21 protein-coding genes are annotated in these 26,053 nt (G+C 64.0%); 4 read left to right on the top strand and 17 right to left on the bottom strand.

What is annotated here, in order from left to right; genetic code table 11:
• Positions 1-59: 59 nt before the first annotated feature.
• The 16 genes from dnaE to rpsB all read right to left on the bottom strand — a co-directional run bounded on the left by dnaE (position 60) and on the right by rpsB (position 18,306).
• On the bottom strand, positions 60-3,584 hold the full coding sequence (gene dnaE / locus HU735_RS18405) for a DNA polymerase III subunit alpha (protein WP_186714673.1): 3,525 nt from the start codon (positions 3,582-3,584) through the stop codon (positions 60-62).
• Between the two features lie 167 nt (positions 3,585-3,751).
• Positions 3,752-4,375, bottom strand: coding sequence for a ribonuclease HII (gene rnhB / locus HU735_RS18410; protein WP_186714674.1), 624 nt, complete (start codon positions 4,373-4,375; stop codon positions 3,752-3,754).
• Position 4,376: 1 nt separating this feature from the next.
• Positions 4,377-5,504 carry a lipid-A-disaccharide synthase gene (gene lpxB, locus HU735_RS18415; protein ID WP_186714675.1) on the bottom strand — a complete coding sequence of 376 codons (1,128 nt, stop codon included), beginning with the start codon at positions 5,502-5,504 and terminating at the stop codon, positions 4,377-4,379.
• A 1-nt stretch (position 5,505) separates the two neighbouring features.
• Positions 5,506-6,282 (bottom strand): acyl-ACP--UDP-N-acetylglucosamine O-acyltransferase, encoded by a 777-nt coding sequence (gene lpxA / locus HU735_RS18420; protein WP_028690667.1) that lies wholly within the window; start codon positions 6,280-6,282, stop codon positions 5,506-5,508.
• Entirely contained in the window at positions 6,279-6,719 is a 441-nt protein-coding gene (gene fabZ, locus HU735_RS18425; protein WP_051097422.1) for a 3-hydroxyacyl-ACP dehydratase FabZ, read from the bottom strand. The genes lpxA and fabZ overlap by 4 nt, the downstream gene beginning before the upstream one ends.
• Positions 6,720-6,831: 112 nt before the next feature.
• Entirely contained in the window at positions 6,832-7,887 is a 1,056-nt protein-coding gene (gene lpxD / locus HU735_RS18430) for a UDP-3-O-(3-hydroxymyristoyl)glucosamine N-acyltransferase (protein WP_186714676.1), read from the bottom strand.
• 1 nt (position 7,888) lies between these two features.
• On the bottom strand, positions 7,889-8,392 hold the full coding sequence (locus tag HU735_RS18435) for an OmpH family outer membrane protein (RefSeq protein ID WP_023629834.1): 504 nt from the start codon (positions 8,390-8,392) through the stop codon (positions 7,889-7,891).
• Positions 8,393-8,436: 44 nt separating this feature from the next.
• Entirely contained in the window at positions 8,437-10,797 is a 2,361-nt protein-coding gene (gene bamA / locus HU735_RS18440) for an outer membrane protein assembly factor BamA (protein ID WP_110738402.1), read from the bottom strand.
• Positions 10,798-10,872: 75 nt separating this feature from the next.
• On the bottom strand, positions 10,873-12,225 hold the full coding sequence (rseP, locus tag HU735_RS18445) for an RIP metalloprotease RseP (protein WP_186714677.1): 1,353 nt from the start codon (positions 12,223-12,225) through the stop codon (positions 10,873-10,875).
• Between the two features lie 42 nt (positions 12,226-12,267).
• Positions 12,268-13,458 carry a 1-deoxy-D-xylulose-5-phosphate reductoisomerase gene (gene ispC / locus HU735_RS18450; protein WP_186714678.1) on the bottom strand — a complete coding sequence of 397 codons (1,191 nt, stop codon included), beginning with the start codon at positions 13,456-13,458 and terminating at the stop codon, positions 12,268-12,270.
• Complete coding sequence (locus HU735_RS18455) at positions 13,455-14,270, bottom strand: phosphatidate cytidylyltransferase (RefSeq protein ID WP_050704411.1); 816 nt, start codon at positions 14,268-14,270, stop codon at positions 13,455-13,457. The genes ispC and HU735_RS18455 overlap by 4 nt, the downstream gene beginning before the upstream one ends.
• Positions 14,270-15,025, bottom strand: a complete 756-nt coding sequence (gene uppS / locus HU735_RS18460; RefSeq protein WP_186714679.1) for a polyprenyl diphosphate synthase — start codon at positions 15,023-15,025, stop codon at positions 14,270-14,272. Before uppS ends, HU735_RS18455 begins: the two co-directional genes overlap by 1 nt.
• Positions 15,026-15,044: 19 nt before the next feature.
• Entirely contained in the window at positions 15,045-15,602 is a 558-nt protein-coding gene (gene frr / locus HU735_RS18465; protein WP_028690675.1) for a ribosome recycling factor, read from the bottom strand.
• Positions 15,599-16,342 carry a UMP kinase gene (gene pyrH, locus HU735_RS18470; protein ID WP_028690676.1) on the bottom strand — a complete coding sequence of 248 codons (744 nt, stop codon included), beginning with the start codon at positions 16,340-16,342 and terminating at the stop codon, positions 15,599-15,601. The genes frr and pyrH overlap by 4 nt, the downstream gene beginning before the upstream one ends.
• 177 nt (positions 16,343-16,519) lie before the next feature.
• On the bottom strand, positions 16,520-17,383 hold the full coding sequence (gene tsf, locus HU735_RS18475) for a translation elongation factor Ts (RefSeq protein WP_050704410.1): 864 nt from the start codon (positions 17,381-17,383) through the stop codon (positions 16,520-16,522).
• Positions 17,384-17,568: 185 nt separating this feature from the next.
• Positions 17,569-18,306, bottom strand: a complete 738-nt coding sequence (gene rpsB / locus HU735_RS18480; protein WP_028690678.1) for a 30S ribosomal protein S2 — start codon at positions 18,304-18,306, stop codon at positions 17,569-17,571.
• Between the two features lie 348 nt (positions 18,307-18,654).
• On the opposite strand from rpsB, the gene map reads away from it, so the two are divergent.
• From map to HU735_RS18500, 4 genes are all read left to right on the top strand, one after another.
• Positions 18,655-19,437 carry a type I methionyl aminopeptidase gene (gene map / locus HU735_RS18485; RefSeq protein ID WP_186714680.1) on the top strand — a complete coding sequence of 261 codons (783 nt, stop codon included), beginning with the start codon at positions 18,655-18,657 and terminating at the stop codon, positions 19,435-19,437.
• Between the two features lie 25 nt (positions 19,438-19,462).
• Positions 19,463-22,165: a [protein-PII] uridylyltransferase gene (locus HU735_RS18490; RefSeq protein WP_186714681.1), complete on the top strand. Its 2,703-nt coding sequence runs from the start codon at positions 19,463-19,465 to the stop codon at positions 22,163-22,165.
• 21 nt (positions 22,166-22,186) lie between these two features.
• Positions 22,187-23,380, top strand: coding sequence for a succinyldiaminopimelate transaminase (dapC, locus tag HU735_RS18495; protein ID WP_186714682.1), 1,194 nt, complete (start codon positions 22,187-22,189; stop codon positions 23,378-23,380).
• Between the two features lie 120 nt (positions 23,381-23,500).
• Positions 23,501-24,238, top strand: a complete 738-nt coding sequence (locus HU735_RS18500; RefSeq protein WP_186714683.1) for a hypothetical protein — start codon at positions 23,501-23,503, stop codon at positions 24,236-24,238.
• Here HU735_RS18500 and HU735_RS18505 read toward each other — a convergent pair whose 3' ends face one another.
• Positions 24,239-25,885: a Na+/H+ antiporter gene (locus HU735_RS18505; RefSeq protein ID WP_186714684.1), complete on the bottom strand. Its 1,647-nt coding sequence runs from the start codon at positions 25,883-25,885 to the stop codon at positions 24,239-24,241.
• Between the last annotated feature and the right edge of the window lie 168 nt (positions 25,886-26,053).

The raw sequence follows: 26,053 nt of genomic DNA on the forward strand, positions 1-26,053 counted from the left end.
GTTTGGCGCCCTACCTTAAGGGATCAGGCGCATAAAGGTCGAGATTAAAATTCGTCGTTTCAACGGTATTGCAGGAAGACGTTCTCACGCCCGAACTGGTCACGCAGTGCCTGAATCAACCCATCGGCCGGGTCGATCGACCATTGGTCGCCAAACTGCAGCATGGCCTTGGCGTCGCTGCCGGTGTACTCCAGTGTGATCGGACAACCTCCGCGGTGACGGGTGATCAGCTCGCCCAGCCACTTCAGCCGATCGCCCTTGAGGGCGTCGTGGCAGACCTTCAGGCGCAGGCTCTCGGCCAGCTTGGTCCGGGCGTCCTCCATGGTCATCACGGTGTTGACCCGCAGGCGCAGGCCGCCGGAGAAGTCGTCGTTGCTCACCTCCCCTTCCACCACCACCATGGCGTCGGTCTGCAGCAGGGCCTGGGCGCCCATGAAGGCATCGGCGAACAGCGAGGCCTCGATGCGCCCGGAACGGTCATCCAGGGTGACGAAGCCCATCTTGTCACCCTTCTTGTTCTTCATCACCCGCAGGGCAATGATCATGCCGGCGATGGTCTGGGTGCCCCGCGCCGGCTTGAGGTCGACGATGCGCTGGCGGGCGAAGCGGCGGATCTCGGTCTCGTATTCGTCGATAGGATGACCGGTCAGGTACAGGCCGAGGGTGTCTTTCTCACCCTTGAGGCGCTCCTTGAGGGTCAGCTCGCGCACCTTGCGATGGTTGGCGTAGACATCGACATCCGCCTCGTCGAACATGCCGCCGAACAGGTCAACGTGGCCACTGTCCGCGGTGTGGGCGGCCTGCTCGGCAGCCTTGACCGCCTCGCCCAGCGCCGACAGCAAGGTCGCACGGTTGATGTCGATGTTGGCCTGATAGGCCTTGATCTCGTCATGGAAGTGCGGCCCCAGGCGGTCCAGCGCACCACTGCGGATCAACGCATCGAGGGTACGCTTGTTGACCCGCTTGAGGTCGATCCGTTCACAGAAGTCGAACAAGTCCTTGAACGGGCCACCTTGGGCACGGGCCTCGACGATCGCCTCGACCGGCCCCTCGCCGACGCCCTTGATCGCGCCCAGGCCATAAACGATGCGCCCGTCATTGTTGACGGTGAACTTGAAGTCCGAGAAGTTCACGTCCGGCGCATCGAGGCGCAGCTTCATGCTGCGCACTTCCTCGACCAGCACCACCACCTTGTCGGTGTTGTGCATATCCGCCGACAGCACCGCGGCCATGAACGGCGCCGGGTGGTGGGTCTTCAGCCAGGCGGTCTGGTACGACACCAGGCCATAGGCGGCGGAGTGGGATTTGTTGAAGCCGTAGCCGGCGAATTTCTCTACCAGGTCGAAGATGTTACCGGCCAGGTCCGCATCGATGTTGTTGGCCACGCAGCCTTCGATGAAACCGCCGCGCTGCTTGGCCATCTCCTCGGGTTTTTTCTTACCCATGGCCCGACGCAGCATGTCGGCGCCACCGAGGGTGTAGCCGGCCATCACCTGGGCGATCTGCATCACCTGTTCCTGGTACAGGATGATGCCGTAGGTGGGCGCGAGTACCGGCTTGAGGCCTTCGTACTGGTAGTCGGAGTGCGGGTAGGCCAGCTCTGCCCGGCCGTGCTTGCGGTTGATGAAGTCGTCGACCATGCCCGATTGCAGCGGGCCCGGACGGAACAGCGCCACCAGTGCGATGAGGTCTTCCAGGCAGTCGGGCTTAAGCTTCTTGATCAGCTCCTTCATGCCACGGGATTCGAGCTGGAACACTGCCGTGGTCTCGGCTTTCTGCAGCAGCTCGTAGGTCTTGCGGTCGTCCAGCGGGATGAAGTCGATGTTGACGTCGGGCAGGTTCTTCTTGGCCTGCTCGCGGTTGATGATCTCCATCGCCCACTTGATGATGGTCAGGGTCCGCAGGCCGAGGAAGTCGAACTTCACCAGGCCCGCGGCCTCGACGTCATCCTTGTCGAACTGGGTCACCAGGCCGCCGCCCTCTTCGTCACAGGCGATTGGCGAAAAATCGGTGAGCTTGGTTGGCGCGATCACCACGCCACCGGCGTGCTTGCCGGTACCGCGGGTGACACCCTCGAGCTTGAGGGCCATGTCCCAGATCTCGCGGGCATCCTCGTCGCCCTTGAGGAAGTCGCGCAGGATCTCTTCCTGCTCGTAGGCCTTCTCCAAGGTCATGCCCACTTCGAACGGGATCATCTTCGACAGGCGGTCGGCCAGGCCGTAGGACTTGCCCTGCACCCGCGCCACGTCGCGCACCACCGCCTTGGCGGCCATGGTGCCGAAGGTGATGATCTGGCTTACCGCGTTGCGACCATAGGCCTCGGCCACGTAGTCGATCACCCGGTCGCGGCCATCCATGCAGAAGTCGACGTCGAAGTCGGGCATGGAAATACGTTCAGGGTTGAGGAAGCGCTCGAACAGCAGGTCATAGGCCAGCGGGTCGAGGTCGGTGATCTTCAGCACATAGGCCACCAGGGAGCCGGCACCCGATCCCCGGCCTGGACCAACCGGCACGTCGTTGTTCTTCGCCCACTTGATGAAGTCCATAACGATGAGGAAGTAACCGGGGAAGCCCATCTGGATGATGATGTCCAGCTCGAACTTCAGGCGGTCCAGGTAGACCTGGCGCTTCTCTCCGTAGTTGGGCGTGGTCTCCTTCGGCCAGAGCACCGCCAGGCGCTCCTCCAGGCCTTCGTGGGAGACATGGCGCAGGTAGTCGTCGATGCCCATGCCGTTGGGCGTGGGGAAATCGGGGAGGAAGTACTTGCCCAGCTGCACGGTGATGTTGCAGCGCTTGGCGATCTCCACGGTGTTGGCGATGGCGTCCGGCAGGTCGCTGAACAGCTCGGCCATCTCTTCGGGCGACTTGAGATACTGCTGATCGCTGTAGCCGCGCGGGCGCCGCGGGTCGTCGAGGGTCCAGCCCTCGCCGATACAGACGCGGGTCTCGTGGGCGTCGAAGTCCGACTGCTTGATGAAGCGCACGTCGTTGGTCGCCACCAGCGGCGCGCCGAGCTTGTCGGCCAGGGCCACGGCGGCGTGCACGTACTCTTCGTCACCGGCGCGATTGGTGCGCTGCAGCTCGACGTAGAAACGATCCGGGAACATGCCCATCCAGTCGCCGAGCAGGGCCTCGGCCTCGTCCTGGCGTCCGGCCATCAGGGCCGCGCCGATATCGCCTTCCTTGCCTGCGGACAGGGCGATCAGCCCCTCGCTGGCCGGGGCGATCCAGTCGCGCTGGATGATGACCAGGCCGTTGCGCTGGCCGTCGGTCCAGCCACGGGAGATCAGCTCGGTGAGGTTGCGATAGCCCTTGGGGTTCATCGCCAGGAAGCAGATGCGCGACAGCGGCGCCTCGGGATCGGCCCCGGCCAGCCACAGGTCGGCGCCGCAGATCGGCTTGATGCCGGCACCCATGGCGGTCTTGTAGAACTTCACCAGCGAGCACATGTTGCTCTGGTCGGTGATCGCCACCGCCGGCATGTTCATCCCGGCCAGGGCCTTGGCCAGCGGCTTGATCCGCACCAGGCCGTCGACCAGGGAGAATTCGGAGTGCACGCGAAGGTGAACGAAGGAGACCGACATGGAGGATCCTGTAGCAGTGCTGAACGACAAGGGCGGGATTGTAGCGTATTGCTCTTCGCTTGCCTCGCCTGGAGGTCAGCGGTTGGTTGCAGAATGCATCGCGGGGCAAGCCTGCTCCCACACAGTTCGGCGTAGGAGCGGGCTTGCCCCGCGATGAATGGCGCCGATCAGATCAGCGAGGTGGAAATGCCTTCACGGGCTTCCCATGCGGCCCGCACCGGCGCGAACGAACGCCGATGAATGGGCGTCGGCCCAAGACGGGCCAGGGCCTCGAGGTGCACCGGGGTCGGATAACCCTTGTGCCCGCCGATCCCGTAACCCGGGTAGATCAGCTCGAACTCGCTCATCTCGCGGTCACGGGTGACCTTGGCCAGGATCGAGGCCGCCGCGATCGCCGGCACCTGGGAGTCGCCCTTGACCACCGGCGCCGCCGGCACGGCCAGCTTCGGGCAACGGTTGCCATCGATCAACGCCAGTTTCGGCGTGATGTGCAGCCCTTCGACCGCGCGCTGCATGGCCAGCATGGTGGCCTGGAGGATGTTCAGGCGATCGATCTCCTCGACCTCGGCCCGGGCGATGCAGAAGCTCAGGGCCTTTTCGCGGATCTCGTCGAACAGCGCGTCGCGCTTGGCCTCGGTGAGCTTCTTCGAGTCGTTCAGGCCGAGGATCGGTCGGCGCGGGTCGAGAATCACCGCCGCGGTGACCACCGCGCCGCACAGCGGGCCACGGCCCACTTCGTCGACGCCGGCCACCAGTTCTTCAACCAGGTTGAAATCCAGTCCCATCTGCATGTCAGCGGTCCTTCAACAGAGCGAGTACCGCGTCGGCCGCCTGGTTTGAGGCGTCGCGGCGCAGGGTGCGGTGGATCTGGTCGAAGCTGTCGGTCTGCTGCGAGCCGTCCTTGACCAGCGGTGCCAGGGTCTGCGCCAGGGCTTCGCTGGTGGCGGCGTCCTGCAGCAGCTCCGGTACCAGCAGGCGCTGGGCCAGCAGGTTGGGCAGCGACACGTACGGGCTCTTGACCATGCGCTTGAGGATCCAGTACGTCAGCGGTGCCAGGCGGTAGGCCACCACCATCGGTCGCTTGTACAGCATCGCTTCCAGGGTGGCGGTACCTGAGGCGATCAGCACCGCGTCACAGGCGGCCAGCGCCTGGTGCGAGCGGCCATCCAGCAGGGTCAGCGGAAGCTCGCGCCCTTCGAGCATCTGCTCGACCTGGGCACGCCGGGCGGCATTGGCGCACGGCAGCACGAAGCGCGCGCCGGGCACCAGCTCGCGCAGGCGCTGGGCGGCATCGAGGAACAAGGCCCCCAGGCGTCCCACCTCACCGCCCCGACTGCCAGGCATCAACGCGATCACCGGCCCTTCGCCCAGGCCCAGTTCGGCACGCGCCGCGCCACGGTCGGCCTCCAGGGGAATGGTGTCCGCCAGCGGATGGCCGACGAAACGCACCGGCACGCCCTGCTCTTCATAGAAGCGCGCCTCGAACGGCAGCAGGGTGAGCATCAGGTCGCAGCCCTCGCGAATCTTGAGCACGCGCTTCTGCCGCCAGGCCCAGACCGACGGGCTGACGTAATGCACCGTCTTGATCCCGGCCTGACGCAGCTTGAGTTCGATATTGAGGGTGAAATCGGGGGCGTCGATACCGATGAACACGTCGGGCTTTTCGCCGATCAGTGTCTGGATCAGTTCCTTGCGCCGCTTGAGCAGCTCGCGCAGGCGCCCGAGCACCTCGACCAGGCCCATGACGGCCAGGCGTTCCATCGGAAAGTAGGAGGTCATGCCCTCGGCTTCCATCAAGGGACCGCCAACACCGATGAACCGTACATCGGGATGACGTGCCTTGATGGCGCGCATCAGGCCGGAACCGAGAATGTCGCCGCTGGCCTCGCCCGCGACCAGCGCCACGCAGAGCTGGACCATGTCAGCGGGTGATGCCGCGGGCGGAATTGGCGATCGATTGGCGGAACAGGTCGACTTCGGGAAACTGCGTGACCAGCTCATCCAGTTCCTTGAGCGCTTCTTCGACAGTCAGGCCCTGGCGGTACACGATCTTGTAGGCGCGACGCAGGGCGTGCAGCACTTCGTCGCTGAAACCGCGACGGCGCAGGCCTTCGAAGTTCATGCTGCGCGCCTCGGCCGGGCTGCCGAACACGGTGACGTAGGCCGGTACGTCCTTGCCGATCGCGGTGCCCATGCCGGAAAACGCGTGGGCGCCGATATGGCAGTACTGGTGCACCAGGGTGTAGCCGGACAGGATCGCCCAGTCGCCGACATGCACATGGCCCGCCAGCGCGGTGTTGTTGACCAGGATGCAGTGGTTGCCGATGACGCTGTCGTGGCCGATGTGGGCATAGGCCATGATCAGGTTGTGATCGCCCAGGGTGGTTTCGGAACGGTCCTGCACCGTGCCGCGGTGGATGGTGACACCCTCGCGGATCACGTTGTGGTCACCGATCACCAGGCGCGTCGGCTCACCCTTGTACTTCAGGTCAGGGGTGTCTTCACCGATCGAGGAAAACTGGTAGATGCGGTTGTGCTTGCCGATGCGGGTCGGCCCCTTGAGCACCACGTGCGGACCGATGACGGTACCCTCCCCGATTTCCACATCGGGACCTACGATCGACCAGGGGCCGACCTCGACGCCCTCGGCCAACTTGGCCGAGGGGTCGATGATCGCCCTTGGGTCAATCGAACTCATAGGGAGCGTTCCGCGCAGGTGATCTCGGCCGAGCAGACCGGCTTACCGTCCACCAGGGCGCGGCACTCGAACTTCCAGATCATGCTCTTGCGGCTGAGGAACCTGGCTTCCAGCACCAGCTGGTCGCCCGGCAGCACCGGCTGGCGGAAGCGCAGCTTGTCGGAGCCGACGAAGTAGTAGAGGGTGCCGTCCGCCGGCTTGGCGTCGAGCATCTTGAATCCGAGAATCCCGGCCGCCTGGGCCATCGCCTCGATGATCAGCACGCCCGGCATGATCGGATGCGCCGGGAAGTGGCCATTGAAGAACGGCTCGTTGATGCTGACATTCTTGTAGGCACGAATGCTTTGGGCCTCGAAGTCCAGGTCCGTCACACGGTCCACCAGCAGGAACGGGTAACGGTGAGGCAGGTATTCGCGAATCTCGTTGATGTCCATCATTTCGGGGGGAAGCCTGTATAAGAATAGGGAGCGCAGGTGCTGACCACACGCTCCTTTTGCAGATCCAAAGAGGAGCCAGCTAGCGACTGTAACGCTTGCTCAGTAAATGGTATCAGCCTTCTGATGTCGGCTGGCCACCTGAGGTCACGGTGTCGACACGCTTTTCCAGCTGCTGGAGACGCTTGGACATCTCGTCCAGCTGGCGAATGCGAGCGGCGCTCTTGCGCCACTCGGCCAAGGGTTGCATGGCCGTACCGGAAGAATAGCCACCCGGCTCGGTAATCGAACGGGTCACCATGGTCATGCCGGAAACGAAGACATTGTCGCAGACGTCGATGTGGCCGACCATCCCGACGCCGCCGGCAATCATGCAATGCTTGCCGATGCGGGTGCTGCCGGAAATCCCGACGCAGGCCGCCATCGCAGTGTGGTCGCCGACCTGCACGTTGTGGGCGATCTGGATCTGGTTGTCGAGCTTGACGCCATCGCCGATGCGGGTGTCCGACAGCGCGCCGCGGTCTACCGCGGTGTTCACGCCGATCTCCACGTCATCACCCAGGGTGACGCCGCCGATCTGCGCGATCTTGCGCCAGATACCCTTCTCGTTGGCGAAGCCGAAGCCCTCGCCACCGATCACCGCGCCGGACTGGATGACCACGCGCTTGCCGATGGTCACATCGTGATACAGCGTGACCCGTGGGGCCAGCCAGCCACCCTCGCCGATGACGCAGCGGGCACCGACGAAGCAGTGCGCGCCGACCGTCACATTGGCGCCAATGCGCGCGCCGCTCTCGATCACCGCGAACGGGCCGATGCTGGCGCTGGCATCCACCTGGGCATCCTCGGCGACCACGGCGCTGGGATGGATTCCCGCCACAGCCTTGGGCTTTGGATCGAACAGGTGCGAAATGCGTGCATAGGCCAGGTAAGGATCGGGAACGATCAGGGCGTTGCCGGTAAAACCTTCGGCGTCCTCGGCCTTGAGCAATACCGCGCTGGCCGAGGACTCGTCCAGGAACTTGCGGTACTGCTTGTTGGCCAGGAAGCTCAACTGCCCGGAACCGGCCTCCTGCAAGGTGGCCAGCCCGGTGATCTGCAGCGCCTCGGGGCCTTTGAGTTCGGCCCCGAGGGCCTCGGCCAGCTGGCCGAGCGTCATGGTCACGGTCATATCAACGGGCTTGGTTCATGCGCTCGATGACCTGGCGGGTGATGTCGTACTGCGGCTTGACATCGATGACCGCGCCACGCTCCAGAACCAGGTCGAAACCGCCCTTCTTGATCACTTCCTCGACAGCGCCGTCGAGTTTCGGCTTGAGCTGCTTGAGCATGTCGCGGTCGGCCACGGCCTTGGCTTCGTTGAGTTCCTTGGACTGGAACTGGAAGTCGCGGGCTTTTTGCTTGAACTCGAGCTCCAGGCGTTCACGCTCAGGCTGAGGCATCTTGTCGCCGCCCTTGATCAGGCGGTCCTGGATGCCCTTGGCGCTGCTTTCCAGGCCCTTGAGCTTGGTCAGTTGCGGGCCGAACTTCTTCTCGGCGTCAACGGCGTATTTCTTGGCCGCGTCGGATTCCAGCAGGGCCATCTGATAGTTCAGCACGGCAACTTTCATTTCGGCGAAAGCCGGGGTGGCGACCAGCGCCGCGGCCACGAGGGCCAGTTGAGTCAACTTACGCACGATGCACTCCTGGATAATCCGTTGTCGTTATGCAAGGGCCGACCTCAGAAGGTCTGGCCCAGAGAGAATTGGAACACTTGCGTGTCGGCGTCGTCCGGCTTCTTGATCGGCATCGCCAGGCTGAAGCTCAACGGGCCCAGCGCGGTGATCCAGGTCACGCCCAGACCGACCGAGCTGGCCATGTCCGAGAAACCGACCTTGGTGCAATCGGGCTTGGAGCCGCAGTTGGTGTCGAACACGTTACCCACGTCCCAGAACACGGACGTGCGCAGCGAACGCTGATCCTTGACGAACGGCAGCGGGAACAGCAGCTCCACGCCACCCTGGACGAGGACGTTACCACCGAACGGCAGCGGATCCTGGTCCGGGTCGGCGATGGTGCCCTGGTTGCCGGTCACCGCGGCGCCACGGCTCGGGGTGCTGCGTGGGCCCAGGGTGCTGTCCTTGAAGCCGCGCACGGAGTTGAAGCCGCCCGCGTAGTAGTTTTCATAGAACGGCAGGCCAGAGGTCGAGCCGAAACCATCACCATAGCCCAGTTCGGTGTGCAGGCGCAGGGTGTAGTCGTTGTTGATTGGCTTGAACAGCTGGCCACGGTAGTCGAGCTTGTAGAACGACAGGTCGCTGCCCGGCACGGTGGTTTCCAGGGTCAGGCTCTGGGAGTGACCGCGGGTAGCCAGCACGCCTTTGTTCAGGGTCGACTCGGACCAGCCGATCGAGGCCTTGAAGTTCAGGAAATTGTCGCCCTCGTCCTGGAGGAACTTGAAGATCTCGTCGACGGTGTAGCGGCCGGTCTTGATCTTGTCCTGCTGCACGGTCAGGCCGTAGGTCAGGCGCGAAGTCTCGCTGATCGGGTAGCCGAGGCTGACACCGGCACCGAGGCTGTCCACCGCATAGCTGGCCACGTCGACGTCGAGGTCGTCGTAGTCGGTGCTGCGGTAGAAGGCGTTGTAGCCCAGGCTCACGCCATCGGCGGTGAAGTAGGGATCGACGTAGCCGAAGTTGTAGCGGGTCTGGTATTCGGAACGGGTCAGGCCGATGGAGACCTTGTTACCGGTACCGAGGAAGTTGTTCTGGCTGATCGAGCCGCCCAGGATCAGGCCGGCGCTCTGGGCGAAACCGACGCTGGCGGTAATCGAGCCGGAGGCCTGCTCTTCGACGCTGTAGTTGACGTCGACCTGGTCGTCGGTGCCAGGCACCGGCGGCGTCTCGACGTTGACTTCCTTGAAGAAGCCCAGGCGCTCGAGGCGGGTCTTGGACTGGTCGATCAAATAGGTCGAAGCCCAGCCACCTTCCATCTGACGCATTTCGCGACGCAGCACTTCGTCTTCGGTCTTGGTGTTGCCGCGGTAGTTGATGCGGTTGACGTAGGCACGCTTGCCCGGATCGACGACGAACATGATGTCGACGGTGTGATCCTGGTCGTTCGGCTGTGGCACGCCGTTGACGTTGGCGAAGGTGTAGCCTTCGTTACCCAGACGACGGGTGATCAGGTCGGAAGTGGTGGTCATCACCTTGCGCGAGAATACCTGGCCCGGCTGCACCAGCAGCAGCGACTTGACCTGGTCTTCCGGCACTTTCAGGTCACCGGACAGCTTCACGTCGCGGACGGTGTACTTCTCGCCCTCGTTGATGTTGACGGTGATGTAGACGTGCTTCTTGTCCGGAGTGATCGACACCTGGGTGGACGCGATGTCCATGTTGATATAGCCGCGGTCCAGGTAGTAGGAACGCAGGCGCTCCAGGTCACCGGAGAGTTTTTCCCGGGCGTACTTGTCGTCGTTCTTGAAGAACGACAGCCAGTTGGTGGTCTTGAGCTCGAACAGCTGGCCGAGGGTCTCGTCGTCGAAGACCGTGTTGCCCACCACGTTGATGTGCTGGATCGCGGCCACGGTGCCTTCGTTGATCTTGATCTTCAAGCCGACGCGGTTGCGCGGCTGCGGCACGACCTCGGCGTCGACCTCGGCGGAGTAGCGGCCCTGGGCCACGTACTGGCGCTGCAGTTCGTTACGCACGCCTTCCAGCGTCGCGCGCTGGAAGATCTCGCCTTCGGCCAGGCCCGACTGTTTCAGGCCCTTCATCAGGTCTTCGGTGCTGATCGCCTTGTTGCCTTCGATCTCGATGCTCGACACCGAGGGGCGCTCGACCACGTTGATGATCAGGACATTGCCGTCGCGGTTCAGCTGGATGTCCTGGAAGAAGCCGGTCTTGAACAGCGAGCGAGTCGAGTCGACCAGACGGCGGTCGTCGACCTGGTCACCGACGTTCAGCGGCAACGCGCCGAACACGCTGCCGGCGGACACCCGCTGCAGGCCGTTGACACGAATATCGGAGATGGTGAAGGACTCGGCGTGAACTTCAGCGATCATCAGTGCGGAGAGCACCGCAGTTAGCAGCAGACGTTTCATGAAGTCCTTTTATTCCAACTGGCAATAAACAACCTGCCGCGACAAGGCGGCAGGTTTCGCGATTGAGCGAAGCTTTTATAGTCGACCCAGATCGTTGATCAGGGCGAGCAACATCACCCCGACGACCAAACTGATACCGATCTGGACCCCCCAACCTTGCACCCGATCCGAGAGCGGACGACCGCGCGCCCACTCGATCAGGTAGAACAGCAAATGCCCCCCATCCAGTACCGGGATGGGCAGCAGGTTCAAAACCCCCAGGCTTATGCTCAGGTAGGCCAGGAAATTCAGGAAATCCCCAACGCCCGACTGGGCTGAAGCGCCCGCCACTTTAGCAATGGTTATCGGTCCGCTCAAGTTTTTTACCGAGAGCTCTCCGAACAGCATTTTCTTCAGCGATTCGAGGGTCAGGACGCTCATGCTCCAGGTGCGGGAAAGCCCCTCACCGACCGCCTCGAGCGGCCCGTAGCTGACCTCGCGGAGCATCTTCGCCGGCCATTCGGCGGCCTTGACCCCAGCACCGAGGTAGCCGCCGGAAGCCTGGCCCTCACCCTTACGCGCCAGGGTGACTGCAACCTCGAGCGGTACGCCGTCGCGCTCGACGCGCAGGCTGACCTTTTTCTCGGGACGGGCACGGACTGCGTCGACCACTTGTTGCCAGTCGGCCAGCTCAACACCGTCGAGCGCCAACAGCTTGTCACCGGTCTTGAGGCCGGCTGCGGCGGCCGGCCCCTTCGGATCGATTTCCGCCAGCACCGGCACCATCGCCGGGCGCCAGGGGCGCAGGCCAAGGGACTGGATCGGCTCAGGCTCGTCGACGCCCTTGAGCCACTGATTCAGGGAAACATCGAGCTGGCGTTCGACCGTCGCGCCCTCGTCGAGCACTCCAACCCGCAGCGTGCCGCTCTCGCCGAGGCGGCGCACCAACTGCAGATTGACCGCCGACCAACCATTGGTCGGCTCGCCATCAATGGAAACGATTTCCTGGCCGACGCTCAGCCCGGCGCTGGCCGCCAGGCTGCCGGCTTCGACGCCACCAATGACCGGACGCACCTGCTGCGAACCCAGCATGGCCACCACCCAGAAGAACAGGATGGCGAGCAGGAAGTTGGCGATGGGACCAGCGGCCACGATGGCAATGCGCTGACGGACCGACTTGCGGTTGAACGACTGCTCGACCAGCGCCGACGGAACCTCGCCCTCGCGCTCGTCGAGCATCTTGACGTAGCCGCCCAGGGGGATCGCGGCGACGACGAACTCGGTGCCGTGGCGGTCATGCCAGCGCACCAGCGGCGTGCCGAAGCCCACCGAGAAACGCAGGACCTTGACCCCGCAACGCCGCGCCACCCAGAAGTGGCCGAACTCGTGGAAGGTAACCAGCACACCCAGTGCAATCAGGGTGCCGACAATCATGTAGAGCGCAGTCATGTCCAATCTCCGGGTGACATTCGGCGGAGTCGGCCGCAGGCTTCAGCGGCCGTGGCGTCGCAGCCACTCCCGGGACAGCTCCCGGGCACGCTGGTCGGCGGCGAACACCGCCTCGAGGGTGGGCAAGGCCACCACGGGCTCCTGGTCGAGCACCTGTTCGATCATACCCGCGATCTCCGGGAAGCGGATACGCCGCTGGAGAAACGCCTCGACGGCCACTTCGTTGGCGGCATTGAGCACCGCCGGCGCGCTGTTGCCCGCCTCGGCAGCCTGACGCGCCAGGCGCAGGCATGGGAAGCGCTGTTCGTCGGGCGCCTGGAAATCCAGACGGGCGATGGCGAACAGGTCCAGCGGGGCGACGCCCGAATCGATCCGCTCCGGCCAGGCCAGGGCGTTGGAGATCGGCGTGCGCATGTCCGGGTTGCCCAGCTGAGCAAGCACCGAGCCATCGACGTAGTCCACCAGCGAGTGAATGACACTCTGCGGGTGCACCACCACTTCAATCTGCGACGGCTTGGCATCGAACAGCCAGCAGGCCTCGATCAGCTCCAGGCCTTTGTTCAGCATGCTGGCCGAATCGACCGAGATCTTGCGCCCCATGGACCAGTTCGGATGCGCGCAGGCCTGCTCCGGCGTTACATCCAGCAATACTTCAGCAGGGGTTTCGCGGAACGGCCCACCGGAGGCGGTCAGCAGGATCCGGCGCACGCCAACAGCGCCCAGGCCACGGGCGTAATCACCGGGCATGCACTGGAAGATCGCGTTGTGCTCGCTGTCGATCGGCAGCAACACCGAACCACTGCGATGCACCGCATCCATGAACAAGGCCCCGGACATCACCAGGGCCTCCTTGTTGGCCAGCAGCACCTTCTTGCCCGCCTCGACCGCAGCCAGGGTCGGACGCAGGCCGGCGGCGCCGACGATGGCCGCCATCACGGTGTCCACCTCGGACGCAGCGGCTACCTGGCACAACCCGGCCTCGCCCTCGAGCACCTCGGTGGCGCAGCCCGCCGCAGCCAGCCCCTGACGCAGGCGCGTGGCCGCCTCGGCGCTCGGCACCACGGCGAAGGCCGGACGATGACGCTCGCACAGGGCCAGCAGTTCGTCGATGCGCGAGTAGCCACTGAGGGCGAACACCTGGTAACGGTCAGGGTGCCGGGCAATGACATCCAGCGTGCTCAGGCCGATGGAGCCGGTGGCCCCCAGCACGGTTATGCGTTGCACGGCACTCACATCACACCCCACTCAGCCGCCCACAGCAGCACGGCAAACATCGGAATCGCCGCGGTCAGGCTGTCGATGCGATCGAGCACGCCGCCATGACCCGGCAACAGGTTGCTGCTGTCCTTGATGCCTTCACGGCGCTTGAACATGCTTTCGGTCAGGTCACCGACCACCGAGGACATCACTACAACGACGGCCCCCAGCAGGCCCAACAGTACCTGGCCAATACTCCAGTCGCGGGCGAAACCCACGGCCAGGGTGATCAGCAGGCTGACCGCGAGACCGCCATAGACGCCCTCCCAGCTCTTGCCCGGGCTGACCTGCGGCGCCAGCTTGCGCTTGCCGAAGGCCCGACCGGAGAAGTACGCGCCGATATCGGCAGCCCAGACCAGGACCATGACCGACAGGATCAGCCAGTTGCCCAGCGGCCAGTGCTTGAGCAGCACCAGGCCCTGCCAGGCAGGCAGCAGCACCAGCAGGCCGATCAGCAGGCGACAGGCGGCGCTGCTCCACAGCTCGCCGCTACGCGGGTAGGTCAGCACCAGCCAGGTGGCCAGGGCCCACCAGATCACCGAGGCGCCCAGCACCCAGGGCGCAAGGTCGGGCATCAGGTAGAGCAGCATCAGGCCGCCCGCCACCACGGCGGCGTAGGCAATGCGCAGCGGCTGCGCCACCAGGCCGGCCAGGCGTGCCCACTCCCAGGCGCCGAGCGTTACCACGAAGCCGATGAACAGGGCGAAATCCCCGCCGTTGAGCAGGAAGAAACCACCCAACGCGATCGGCAGCAGGATCAGCGCGGTAATGATGCGTTGTTTAAGCATTAAGCACGGGCTCCGGCTTCGACCTGCTCGCTGGTCTTACCGAAGCGGCGCTGGCGCGAAGCGAAATCGGCCAGCGCGGTGCGCATGGCCTCGTGTTTGAAGTCCGGCCAGTAGAGGTCGGAGAAGTACAGCTCGGCGTAGGCCAGCTGCCACAGCAGGAAGTTGCTGATGCGGTGCTCGCCGCCGGTGCGGATGCACAGGTCGGGCAATGGCAGGTCGCCGGTGGCCAGGCAGGTCTGCAGCAGGTCCGGGGTGATGTCCTCGGGGCGCAGGTGGCCGGCCTGGACTTCCCGCGCCAGGCGCTGTGCGGCCTGGGCGATGTCCCACTGGCCGCCGTAATTGGCGGCGATCTGCAGGATGAAACGGTTGCTGCCCACCGTCGCCGCTTCGGCTTCGCGCATCGCCGCCTGAAGCTCAGGATGGAAGCGCGAGCGATCACCGATGATGCGCAGGCTGATGTTGTTGTCGTTCAGGCGCTTGGCCTCGCGACGCAATGCCGAGAAGAACAGCTCCATCAGCGCACCGACCTCCTCGGCCGGACGCTGCCAGTTCTCGCTGGAGAAGGCGAAGAGCGTGAGCACCTCGACCTTGGCCTCGGCGCAGACTTCGATCACCGCGCGAACGGCATCCACGCCGGCCTTGTGGCCGGCGACGCCGGGCAGAAGACGTTTCTTCGCCCAGCGGTTGTTGCCATCCATGATGATCGCGACATGACGCGGCACCGAGCCCGGTGCCGCCGACTTGGTCTTTTCCATTAAGAGAGCAACCCTGGCCTCAAACGGCCATCAGGTCCTTTTCCTTGGCCTTGAAGGCGGCATCGACTTCAGCGACGAACTTGTCGGTCAGCTTCTGGATCTCGTCAGCCGCGCGACGCTCTTCGTCTTCGCTGATTTCCTTGTCCTTGGTCAGCTTCTTCAGGTCGGCCAGGGCATCGCGACGCACGTTGCGCACAGCGACCTTGGCGTCCTCGGCAACGCCGCTGGCCTGCTTGGTGTAGCCCTTGCGGGTTTCCTCGGTCAGGGCCGGCATCGGCACACGGATGGTGGTGCCGGCGCTGGACGGGTTCAGGCCCAGGTCAGAGGTCAGGATGGCCTTCTCGATGGCGGCGCTGAGGTTCTTGTCGTGGGCGACGATCTTCAGGGTACGGGCGTCCTCGACGGTGATCGCGGCCACCTGGTTCAGCGGCATGTCGCTGCCCCAGGCCGGCACCTTGACGCTGTCCAGGATGCTTGGGTGGGCGCGACCGGTACGGATCGCCGCCAGGTTGCGGGCCAGGGCCTCGAGGGACTTGCCCATGCGCTCCTGAGCGTCTTTCTTGATGTCGTTGATCATTTTTGAACTTCCTCGATCAGAGTTCCTTCCGCACCACCATGCACAATGTTGAGCAGGGCGCCGGGCTTGTTCATGTTGAAGACGCGCAGCGGCATCTTGTGATCGCGGCAAAGGCAGATTGCCGTGAGGTCCATTACGCCCAGCTTGCGATCCAGCACTTCATCGTAGGACAGATGATCGAACTTCTCGGCATGCGGGTCCTTGAATGGATCTGCAGTGTATACACCATCGACCTTGGTTGCCTTCAATACCACGTCGGCATCGATTTCGATGGCGCGCAGGCAAGCGGCGGAGTCGGTGGTGAAGAACGGGTTGCCGGTACCGGCAGCGAAGATCACGACTTCCTTGGAATTCAGGTGACGCATGGCCTTGCGGCGATCGTAGTGATCGGTCACGCCCACCATGGAGATCGCCGACATGACGATGGCGGTGATGTTCGCCCGCTCCAGCGCGTCGCGCATGGCCAGGCCGTTCATCACGGTGGCCAGCATGCCCATGTGGTCGCCGGTAACGCGGTCCATGCCGGCTGCGCTGAGCGCCGCGCCACGGAACAGGTTGCCGCCACCGATCACCAGGCCGACCTGAACGCCGATGCCGACCAGTTGGCCGACTTCCAGCGCCATGCGATCCAGGACCTTGGGGTCGATCCCGAACTCTTCCGAGCCCATCAGGGCCTCGCCGCTAAGTTTGAGTAGAATGCGTTTATAGCGAGCCTGATGACCACTGCCCTGCTGAGCCATTGCGAATCTCTCCTGCGGCGTTTGTAAAAATCTGGCGGGCTGTTTCAGCCTGCGCGTAACTCTAGCGTGACGCACTTGATGCGTCAGCGAGCAACGGTCTCGTGAACCGCTCCCGCTTTGACAAAGAGGCTGCGCGCGTAAGCGGGCAGCCTCTTCGGGGCGACAGACGAATCCGTCTTACTGCTTGGCGGCAGCTACCTGGGCGGCAACTTCGGCAGCGAAGTCGTCGACCGGCTTCTCGATGCCTTCGCCGACCTTGAAGTAGGTGAAGGAAACGATTTCAGCACCGGCTTTCTTGGCCAGCGCACCGACTTTGACTTCCGGATCCATGACGAAGGCTTGCTCTTTCAGCGAGGCTTCGGCTTTGAACTTGGAGATACGACCGTTGATCATGTTCTCAACGATGTTTTCCGGCTTGCCAGCGATCTTGTCGGCGTTCAGCTGCAGGAAGACGTTCTTCTCGCGCTCGATGGCCTCGGCGGAGATTTCCGACGCGTCCAGGAACTCTGGGTTCGAGGCTGCAACGTGCATGGCGATGTTCTTGGCCAGATCGACGTCGCCGCCTTTCAGGACAACAACGGCACCGATCTTGTTGCCGTGCAGGTAGGCACCGACAACGTCGCCTTCAACGCGCACCAGGCGGCGGATGTTGACGTTCTCGCCGCACTTGGCAACCAGGGCTTCACGGGCAGCTTCACGCGAGGCGATCAGCGGAGCGGCGTCGGTCAGCTTCTGGGCGAAGGCTTCTTCGATGCTTTCGGCAACGAAGTTCTTGAAGTCGTCTTGCAGGGCCAGGAAGTCGGTCTGCGAGTTCACTTCCAGCAGAACGGCGGATTTACCGTCGGTCTTGACGGCGATAGCGCCTTCAGCAGCGACGTTGCCAGCCTTCTTGGCGGCCTTGATGGCGCCCGAGGCACGCATGTCGTCAATGGCTTTCTCGATGTCGCCGCCGGCCTTTTCCAGGGCCTTTTTGCAATCCATCATGCCTTCGCCGGTACGCTCGCGCAGTTCTTTGACCAGCGCCGCAGTAATTGCTGCCATTTCAAAATCCTCTTGGAAAGTTTTTCAACCATTCCACCCGCTCGTCACGGGCGTTAAATTCTGCAAATCGCTGCTTTTATATCAGCTCGCCCATGATGCGGGGTCGTTGCTGACAGCAGGATTTCAAGGTGGCAAAAAGGGGGCCAAGCCCCCTTTTTGCGTGCCAAGTAGACGCCAGGCGTCAATTACTCAGCAGCAGGTGCAGCCGCTTCTTCAGCGTAGACTTCAGTACCGCCGGCAACGTTGTTGCGGCCGCGGATGACGGCGTCAGCCATCGAAGTCATGTACAGCTCGATGGCGCGGATGGCGTCATCGTTACCTGGGATGATGTAGTCAACACCTTCCGGGCTGCTGTTGGTATCGACAACGCCGATGACCGGGATGCCCAGCTTGTTGGCTTCGGTGATGGCAATGCGCTCGTGGTCGACGTCGATCACGAACAGGGCATCAGGCAGGCCGCCCATGTCCTTGATACCACCCAGGCTGCGGTCCAGTTTTTCCAGATCGCGCGAACGCATCAGGGCTTCTTTCTTGGTCAGCTTGGCGAAGGTGCCGTCTTCGGCCTGGGTTTCCAGGTCACGCAGACGCTTGATCGAAGCGCGGATGGTCTTGTAGTTGGTCAGCATGCCGCCCAACCAACGGTGATCAACGTATGGCGAACCGCAACGAGCAGCTTGCTCGGCGACGATCTTGCCGGCGGAACGCTTGGTGCCGACGAACATGATCTTGTTCTTGCCCTGGGCCAGGCGCTCTACGAAGGACAGAGCTTCGTTGAACATTGGCAGGGTTTTTTCCAGGTTGATGATGTGGATCTTGTTACGCGCGCCGAAAATGTACTTGCCCATTTTCGGGTTCCAGTAACGGGTCTGGTGGCCGAAGTGCACACCGGCCTTCAGCATATCGCGCATGTTGACTTGGGACATGATAGTTCCTTGATAAGTCGGGTTGGGCCTCCACGTATCCCAATGACCAACCCGTGCTTCCAGGGAAACCGGGCACCCAGGCCATCGTGTCGACACGTGTGTGGGTTTGAGCTGACGGAGGACATCCCCCGAAAGCGGCGCATTTTATACCACAGGCCGAGCGCGAACGGAACCCGGATGATGCTTCGTCCGTCAGTGGCTTTTGCAGCACCCGTGCTTTGCGGCCAGAATGCCTTCAATAGACCACCGGATCCACGGGACTCTCCCGACAGATCGCCGCCGCGCTCTGGTAGAATCCGGTCTTTCCCGTTTGTTCGCGCCACACAGGGCGCCGTAGAGAGCCTGTTCATGACCGTCACCATCAAGACCGCAGAAGACATCGAGAAGATGCGCATCGCTGGCCGCCTGGCCGCCGAAGTGCTGGAAATGATCGAGGAGCACGTCAAGCCCGGTGTCACCACCGAAGAGCTCGACCGCCTGTGCCACGACTACATCGTCAACGTCCAGCAGGCGATCCCCGCCCCTCTCAACTACAAGGGTTTCCCCAAGTCGATCTGCACCTCGATCAACCATGTGGTCTGCCACGGCATTCCCAATGACAAGGCGCTCAAGGACGGCGACACCATCAACATCGACGTGACCGTGATCAAGGACGGCTACCACGGAGACACCAGCCGCATGTTCCATGTCGGCACCGTCGCGCCATGGGCCGAGCGCCTGTCCAAGGTCACCCAGGAGTGCCTGTACAAGGCCATCGAGCTGGTCAAGCCCGGCTGCCGTCTGGGCGACATCGGCGAAGTGATCCAGAAACACGCCGAGAAGAACGGTTTCTCGGTGGTCCGCGAGTTCTGCGGCCACGGCATCGGCAAGGTGTTCCACGAAGAGCCGCAGATCCTCCACTACGGCCGCGCCGGCACCGGCATGGAACTCAAGGAAGGCATGACCTTCACCATCGAGCCGATGATCAACCAGGGCAAGGCCGACACCAAGGTACTGGGCGACGGCTGGACCGCCATCACCAAGGACCGCAAGCTCTCGGCCCAGTGGGAACACACCCTGGTGGTGACCGCCAGCGGCTACGAGATCTTCACCCTGCGCAAGGACGACACCCTCCCGCGCACCTCGGCCTGATACTGACTAACAGGAACGCGACTCGATGCCCCAGGTGGATCCCGAGCTGTTCGACCGCGGCCAGTTCCAGGCGGAACTGGCCCTCAAGGCAAGCCCCATCGCCGCTTTCAAGAAGGCCATCCGCATGGCCGGCGAGGTGCTCGACAAGCGTTTCCGTGAAGGCCGCGAGATCCGCCGGCTGATCGAGGACCGCGCCTGGTTCGTCGACAACATCCTGCAACAGGCCTGGCACCAGTTCAGCTGGGGCGCGCCGGACGGCATCGCCCTGGTGGCGGTGGGCGGCTATGGCCGCGGCGAGTTGCACCCGTTCTCGGACATCGACCTGCTGATCCTGCTCGACGCCGCCGAGCACGAGCAGTACCGCGACGCCATCGAGCGCTTCCTCACGCTGCTGTGGGACATCGGCCTGGAAGTCGGCCAGAGCGTGCGCACCGTCGACGAATGCGCCGAGCAGGCCCGGGCCGACCTCACGGTCATCACCAACCTGATGGAAAGCCGCACCATCGCCGGCCCCGAGTCGCTGCGCCGCCGCATGCTCGACGCCACCAGCACCGCGCACATGTGGCCGAGCAAGGAGTTCTTCCTGGCCAAGCGCGCCGAACTCAAGGCCCGCCACCACAAGTACAACGACACCGAGTACAACCTCGAGCCCAACGTCAAGGGCGGGCCGGGTGGCCTGCGCGACATCCAGACGGTGCTTTGGGTGGCCCGGCGCCAGTACGGCACCCTGAACCTGCACGCCCTGGCCGGCGAGGACTTCCTGCTGGAAAGCGAGAACGAACTGCTGGCCTCGTCCCAGGCCTTCCTCTGGCGCGTGCGCTATGCCCTGCACATGCTCGCCGGGCGCGCCGAGGACCGCCTGCTGTTCGACCACCAGCGCAGCATCGCCGCGCTGCTGGGCTACACCGACGACAACCCCAAGCGCGCCATCGAACAGTTCATGCAGCAGTACTACCGGGTGGTGATGAGCATCAGCCAGCTGTGCGACCTGATCATCCAGCACTTCGAGGAGGTGATCCTCGCCGATGACGACAGCGGCGCCACCCAGCCGCTGAACGCGCGCTTCCGCCTGCACGACGGCTATATAGAAGCGGTCAACCCGAACGTCTTCCGGCGCACCCCGTTCGCCATGCTGGAGATCTTCGTGCTGATGGCCCAGCACCCCGAGATCAAGGGCGTGCGCGCCGACACCGTGCGCCTGCTGCGCGAGCATCGCCACCTGATCGACGACAAGTTCCGCAACGATATTCGCAACACCAGCCTGTTCATCGAGCTGTTCAAGTGCGAGATCGGCATCCACCGCAACCTGCGGCGGATGAACCGCTATGGCATCCTCGGCCGCTACCTGCCGGAGTTCGGCCTGATCGTCGGGCAGATGCAGCACGACCTGTTCCACATCTACACGGTCGATGCGCACACCCTCAACCTGATCAAGCACCTGCGCAAGCTGCAGTACACCCCGGTTTCCGAGAAATTCCCGCTGGCCAGCAAGCTCATGGGACGCCTGCCCAAGCCGGAGCTGATCTACCTCGCCGGCCTCTACCACGACATCGGCAAGGGTCGCCAGGGTGACCACTCCGAGCTGGGCGCAGTGGATGCACAGGCCTTCTGCGCGCGCCACCAGCTGCCTGCGTGGGACAGTCGGCTGATCGTCTGGCTGGTGCAGAACCACCTGGTGATGTCCACCACCGCCCAGCGCAAGGACCTCTCCGACCCGCAGGTGATCAACGACTTCGCCCTGCACGTGGGCGACGAGACACGCCTGGACTACCTCTACGTGCTGACCGTGGCCGACATCAACGCCACCAACCCCAGCCTGTGGAACTCCTGGCGGGCGAGCCTGCTGCGCCAGCTCTACACCGAGACCAAGCGCGCCCTGCGCCGGGGCCTGGAGAACCCGCTGGACCGCGAGGAGCAGATCCGCCAGACCCAGAGCGCGGCGCTGGACATCCTGGTGCGCGAGGGCACCGACCCGGACGACGTCGAGCAGCTTTGGTCGCAACTGGGCGACGACTACTTCCTCAAGCACACCGCCGCCGACGTGGCCTGGCACAGCGACGCGATCCTCCAGCAGCCGGCCGACGGCGGGCCGCTGGTGCTGATCAAGGAAACCACCCAGCGCGAGTTCGAAGGTGGCACGCAGATCTTCATCTACGCCCCCGACCAGCACGATTTCTTCGCCGTGACCGTGGCCGCCATGGCCCAGCTCAACCTGAACATCCACGACGCCCGCATCATCACCTCGAGCAGCCAGTTCACCCTCGATACCTACATCGTGCTCGACAACGACGGCGGCTCGATCGGCGACAACCCGCAGCGGGTCAAGCAGATCCGCGACGGCCTGACCGAAGCGCTGCGCACCCCCGAGGACTATCCGGCGATCATCCAGCGCCGGGTGCCACGCCAGCTCAAGCACTTCGACTTCCCGCCGCAGGTGACCATCCTCAACGACGCCCAGCGCCCAGTGACCATCCTCGAGATCACCGCACCGGATCGCCCCGGCCTGCTGGCGCGGATCGGGCGGATCTTCCTGGAGTTCGACATCTCGCTGCAGAACGCCAAGATCGCCACCCTCGGCGAGCGCGTGGAGGACGTGTTCTTCATCACCGACGCCGACAACCAGCCGCTGTCCGACCCGCAGCTGTGCAGCCGCCTGCAGGAGGCCATCGTCCAGCAGTTGCAGGCCGGCCAGGCCAGCGATGCCAGCCCCACCCGCATGACCTTTTGACGATAACGAGACCTTGCGCCAATGAACCCAGCACTGACCCAGCTCCAGCCCTACCCGTTCGAGAAACTGCGTGCCCTGCTGGGGAGCGTGAAGCCGGCGACGGACAAACGCCCGATCGCCCTGTCGATCGGCGAGCCGAAGCACGAATCGCCGGCCTTCGTCGCCAAGGCCATGGCCGACAACCTCGACAAGCTGGCGGTCTACCCCAGCACCCTGGGCCTGCCGGCACTGCGCCAGGCCATCGGCCAGTGGTGCGAGCGGCGCTTCGGCGTACCGGCCGGCTGGCTGGACGCCGACCGCCATATCCTGCCGGTCAACGGCACCCGCGAGGCGCTGTTCGCCTTCACCCAGGCCGTGGTCGATCGCTCGGCAGATGGCCTGGTGGTCAGCCCCAACCCGTTCTACCAGATCTACGAAGGCGCGGCCCTGCTGGCCGGCGCCACCCCGCACTACCTGCCCTGCCTGGAAAACAACGGTTTCAACCCGGACTTCAACGCCGTGCCGGCCGACGTCTGGAAGCGTTGCCAGATCCTGTTCCTGTGCTCCCCGGGCAACCCCACCGGCGCCCTGGTGCCAATGGACACCCTGAAGAAGCTGATCGCCCTGGCCGACGAGCACGACTTCGTGATCGCCGCCGACGAGTGCTACAGCGAGCTGTACTTCGACGAGGACGCGCCACCACCGGGCCTGCTCAGCGCCTGCGCGGAACTGGGCCGAAATGACTTCAAGCGCTGCGTGGTATTCCACAGCCTGTCCAAGCGCTCCAACCTGCCGGGGCTGCGCTCGGGCTTCGTCGCCGGCGACGCCGAAATCATCAAGCCGTTCCTGCTGTACCGCACCTACCATGGTTGCGCCATGCCGGTGCAGACCCAGCTGGCCAGCATCGCCGCCTGGCAGGACGAGGCCCATGTGCGTGAAAACCGCGACCAGTACCGCGCCAAGTACGACGCCGTGCTCGACATCCTGCAACCGGTGCTCGACGTGCAACGTCCGGACGGCAGCTTCTACCTGTGGGCCAAGGTGCCGGGCAGCGACGCTGACTTCACCCGCGACCTGTTCGAGGCCGAGCATGTGACCGTGGTGCCGGGTTCGTACCTGTCTCGCGAAGTGGACGGGGTCAACCCGGGGGCCGGGCGCGTGCGCATGGCCCTGGTCGCGCCGCTGGCCGAGTGCATCGAGGCGGCCGAGCGGATTCGCGCGTTCCTGGGACGTTGATGGCAGGCGCCCCTCCTCACAGGGGGGCGCAATCTCAATCGAGGCAAGCATTAAGTACCGTCAGTGCAGAACGCTGGCGACCGATAGTTGGCACCTCTCAACCCCTGAAGGTGCACAACGATGTCCGATGTTCTCGTGGCAAACGCGATCTACCGTCTACGCCAGAAGCTGCAACTGCCCCAGGCGATGAAGCCGCGCAAGAAACGCTCGGTGGCCGATCATTCCGTGTTCTGGCGCCCAGGCCAGACACTCAGGATCTCGTTCGTCGGCACGCCATGCCCGTGGCTCAAGAAATCGATTTTCGAAACCGCGTGCCAATGGCTGAAATACGCCAACCTGAAATTCGAACTCCTCGACAACGATGTCGAAGAAGCCGAGATCCGCATCCAGACCGATGTGCAGGAAGGCGTGAATTTCAGTTTCCTGGGAACCCAGGCCCAGGATGTGGATGGCCCAACCATGGCCTTGGGAAGCAAACTGTCCGACCCACTGTTCGAGTCGTTCGTATTGCATGAGTTCGGACACGCATTGGGCATGGAGCATGAACACCAACACCCACGGGCCAACATTCCCTGGGACCTCGACGCGGTGCGCCAGTTGCTGGCAGCGGTCCTGGCCGACGAGGCCAACAGCCCGGATGAGCTCGCCGACCTGATCGAAGAGGATCTCGCCATTCAATTCCTGGCACTGCCCGATAACGGCGACCTGCTCATCCTGCCCTATGACAGGCAGTCGATCATGCATTACCGCATCAGGCAGAAACTCACGCGCCACGCGTTCAAGCGCAGCCACAACCTGAAGATCAGCAAGAAGGACAAGCGCTTCATGCGCCTGGTCTATCCGGCTTCGTGCAAGTAACTAGCGGACCTGCCCAAGGTTGGCCTCGCTCAGGTCCAACTCGCCCAGCACCTGGCGCACCACTTCGTCCCCCACCAGGTGCTGGCGATGCAGCTCGTACAACTCCAGCCGCTGCGCACGCAGGGCACGCAGGCGCAAACGACGCTCCAACTGATCCATCTGCTCGGCCAGCGCCCGGGCCTCGGCACTGTCGTTGTAGCTGTCCAGCTCATCGCGGTACTCGGCCATCAGCCGCGCCTTGAGCTCGGTGGCCAGGGTCGCCTGGGCGGCATCCTGCGGCGCGTTGGCATCGATCACCTCCTCGGCCTCGAGCGCATGGATCGCGGCCTCGGCGGTGCGCCGCCAGGCCTCCTGCACTTCCTGATGCAAGCGCTCGTCCGGGCTCTTGGTCACGCCGCGCAGCAGGATCGGCAAAGCGATGCAGGCGCTGACCAGCGACAGCAGGATCACCCCGGCGGCGATGAAGATGAGCAGGTCGCGCTCGGGAAAAGCCTTGCCCGCGCCGATCAGCAGCGGCACCGACATCACGCCCGCCAGGGTCACCGCGCCGCGTACGCCGCCCAGGGTCAGCAACCAGCAGGAGCGCGCGGTCGGCATCAGCACCAGCGCGGGCTTGCCGCGCCAGCGTCTAACCACGCCGATAGCCCGCCAGATGCTCTGCACCCAGATGAACCGCAACAGCACCAGCGCGGCGAAGATCGCCACCACGTCCAGGCAGCGCCAGGCAAGCGTTGGCCACGCGGCGGCCTCGTCGCTCACCACCGCCTTGATGATGTCCGGCAACTGCAGGCCCAGCAGCAGGAAGATCAAGCCATTGAAGGCGAACTCCAGCAGCGACCAGACACTGCGGTTGAGCAGGCGGGTGCTGGTCTGCCGGGGCAGCAGGTCCAGCCAGCTCTGCATCATCCCGGCGGCCACCGCCGAGAGAATGCCGGACACGCCGAGCCGTTCGGCCAGCACATAGGCGGCAAAGGGCAGCAGCAGCATGAACACCACGTGAGTGGCCGGGTCGTCCCAGCCGCGGGTGATCATCCACATGCGCAGGCGTCCGACCAGCCAGCTAAGCGCCACCCCTACCGCCAGGCCACCAAGGGCGACCAGGACAAAGGTCAGGCTGGCCTCGGTCAACGAGAACACCCCGGTGATCGCCGCCACCAGGGCAAACTTGAAGGTCACCAGGCCCGAGGCGTCGTTCATCAGCGCCTCGCCCTGGAGCATGTGCATCAGCGGCGTCGGCAGGCGGTCCTGGGTGATGGCCGAAACGGCCACGGCGTCGGTGGGCGACAGCACCGCCGCCAGGGCGAAGGCCACCGGCAGCGGGATGCTCGGCAACAGCCAGTGGATGAAGTAGCCGGCGCCGACCACGGTGAACAGCACCAGCCCCACCGCCAGCGCCACCACCGGCCCGCGGATGCGCCACAGTTCGCGCTTGGGCATGCGCCAGCCGTCGGCGAACAGCAGCGGCGGCAGGAACAGGAACAGGAACAGCTCCGGGTCCAGCGCCACGTGCAGGCCCAGGGTCGGCCAGGCCAGCAAGGCGCCGGCGCCGATCTGCACCAGCGGCAGGGGCAGCGGCAGCAGCCGCCCGACCAGTTTTGACACGCTCACCAGCATCAGCAGGATTAGAACGGTATAGGCTGACTGCATCGGCAAGCGTCCTGTTTGATCGGAGAAACCACAGCGAGGCGAAACATCGCCATTGAAACAATATGTTAGCGGGGATGCGCTATCGTGGACCGCTGCACGATAGTCGCAGCCTGGCCGGGAATATGTAACACAATGCTACGCGAGAAGCGGTGAAACACATCGGCGCGG

It is taken from the genome of Pseudomonas sp. BW16M2, assembly GCF_014268865.1.
GTDB lineage: Bacteria > Pseudomonadota > Gammaproteobacteria > Pseudomonadales > Pseudomonadaceae > Aquipseudomonas > Aquipseudomonas peradeniyensis.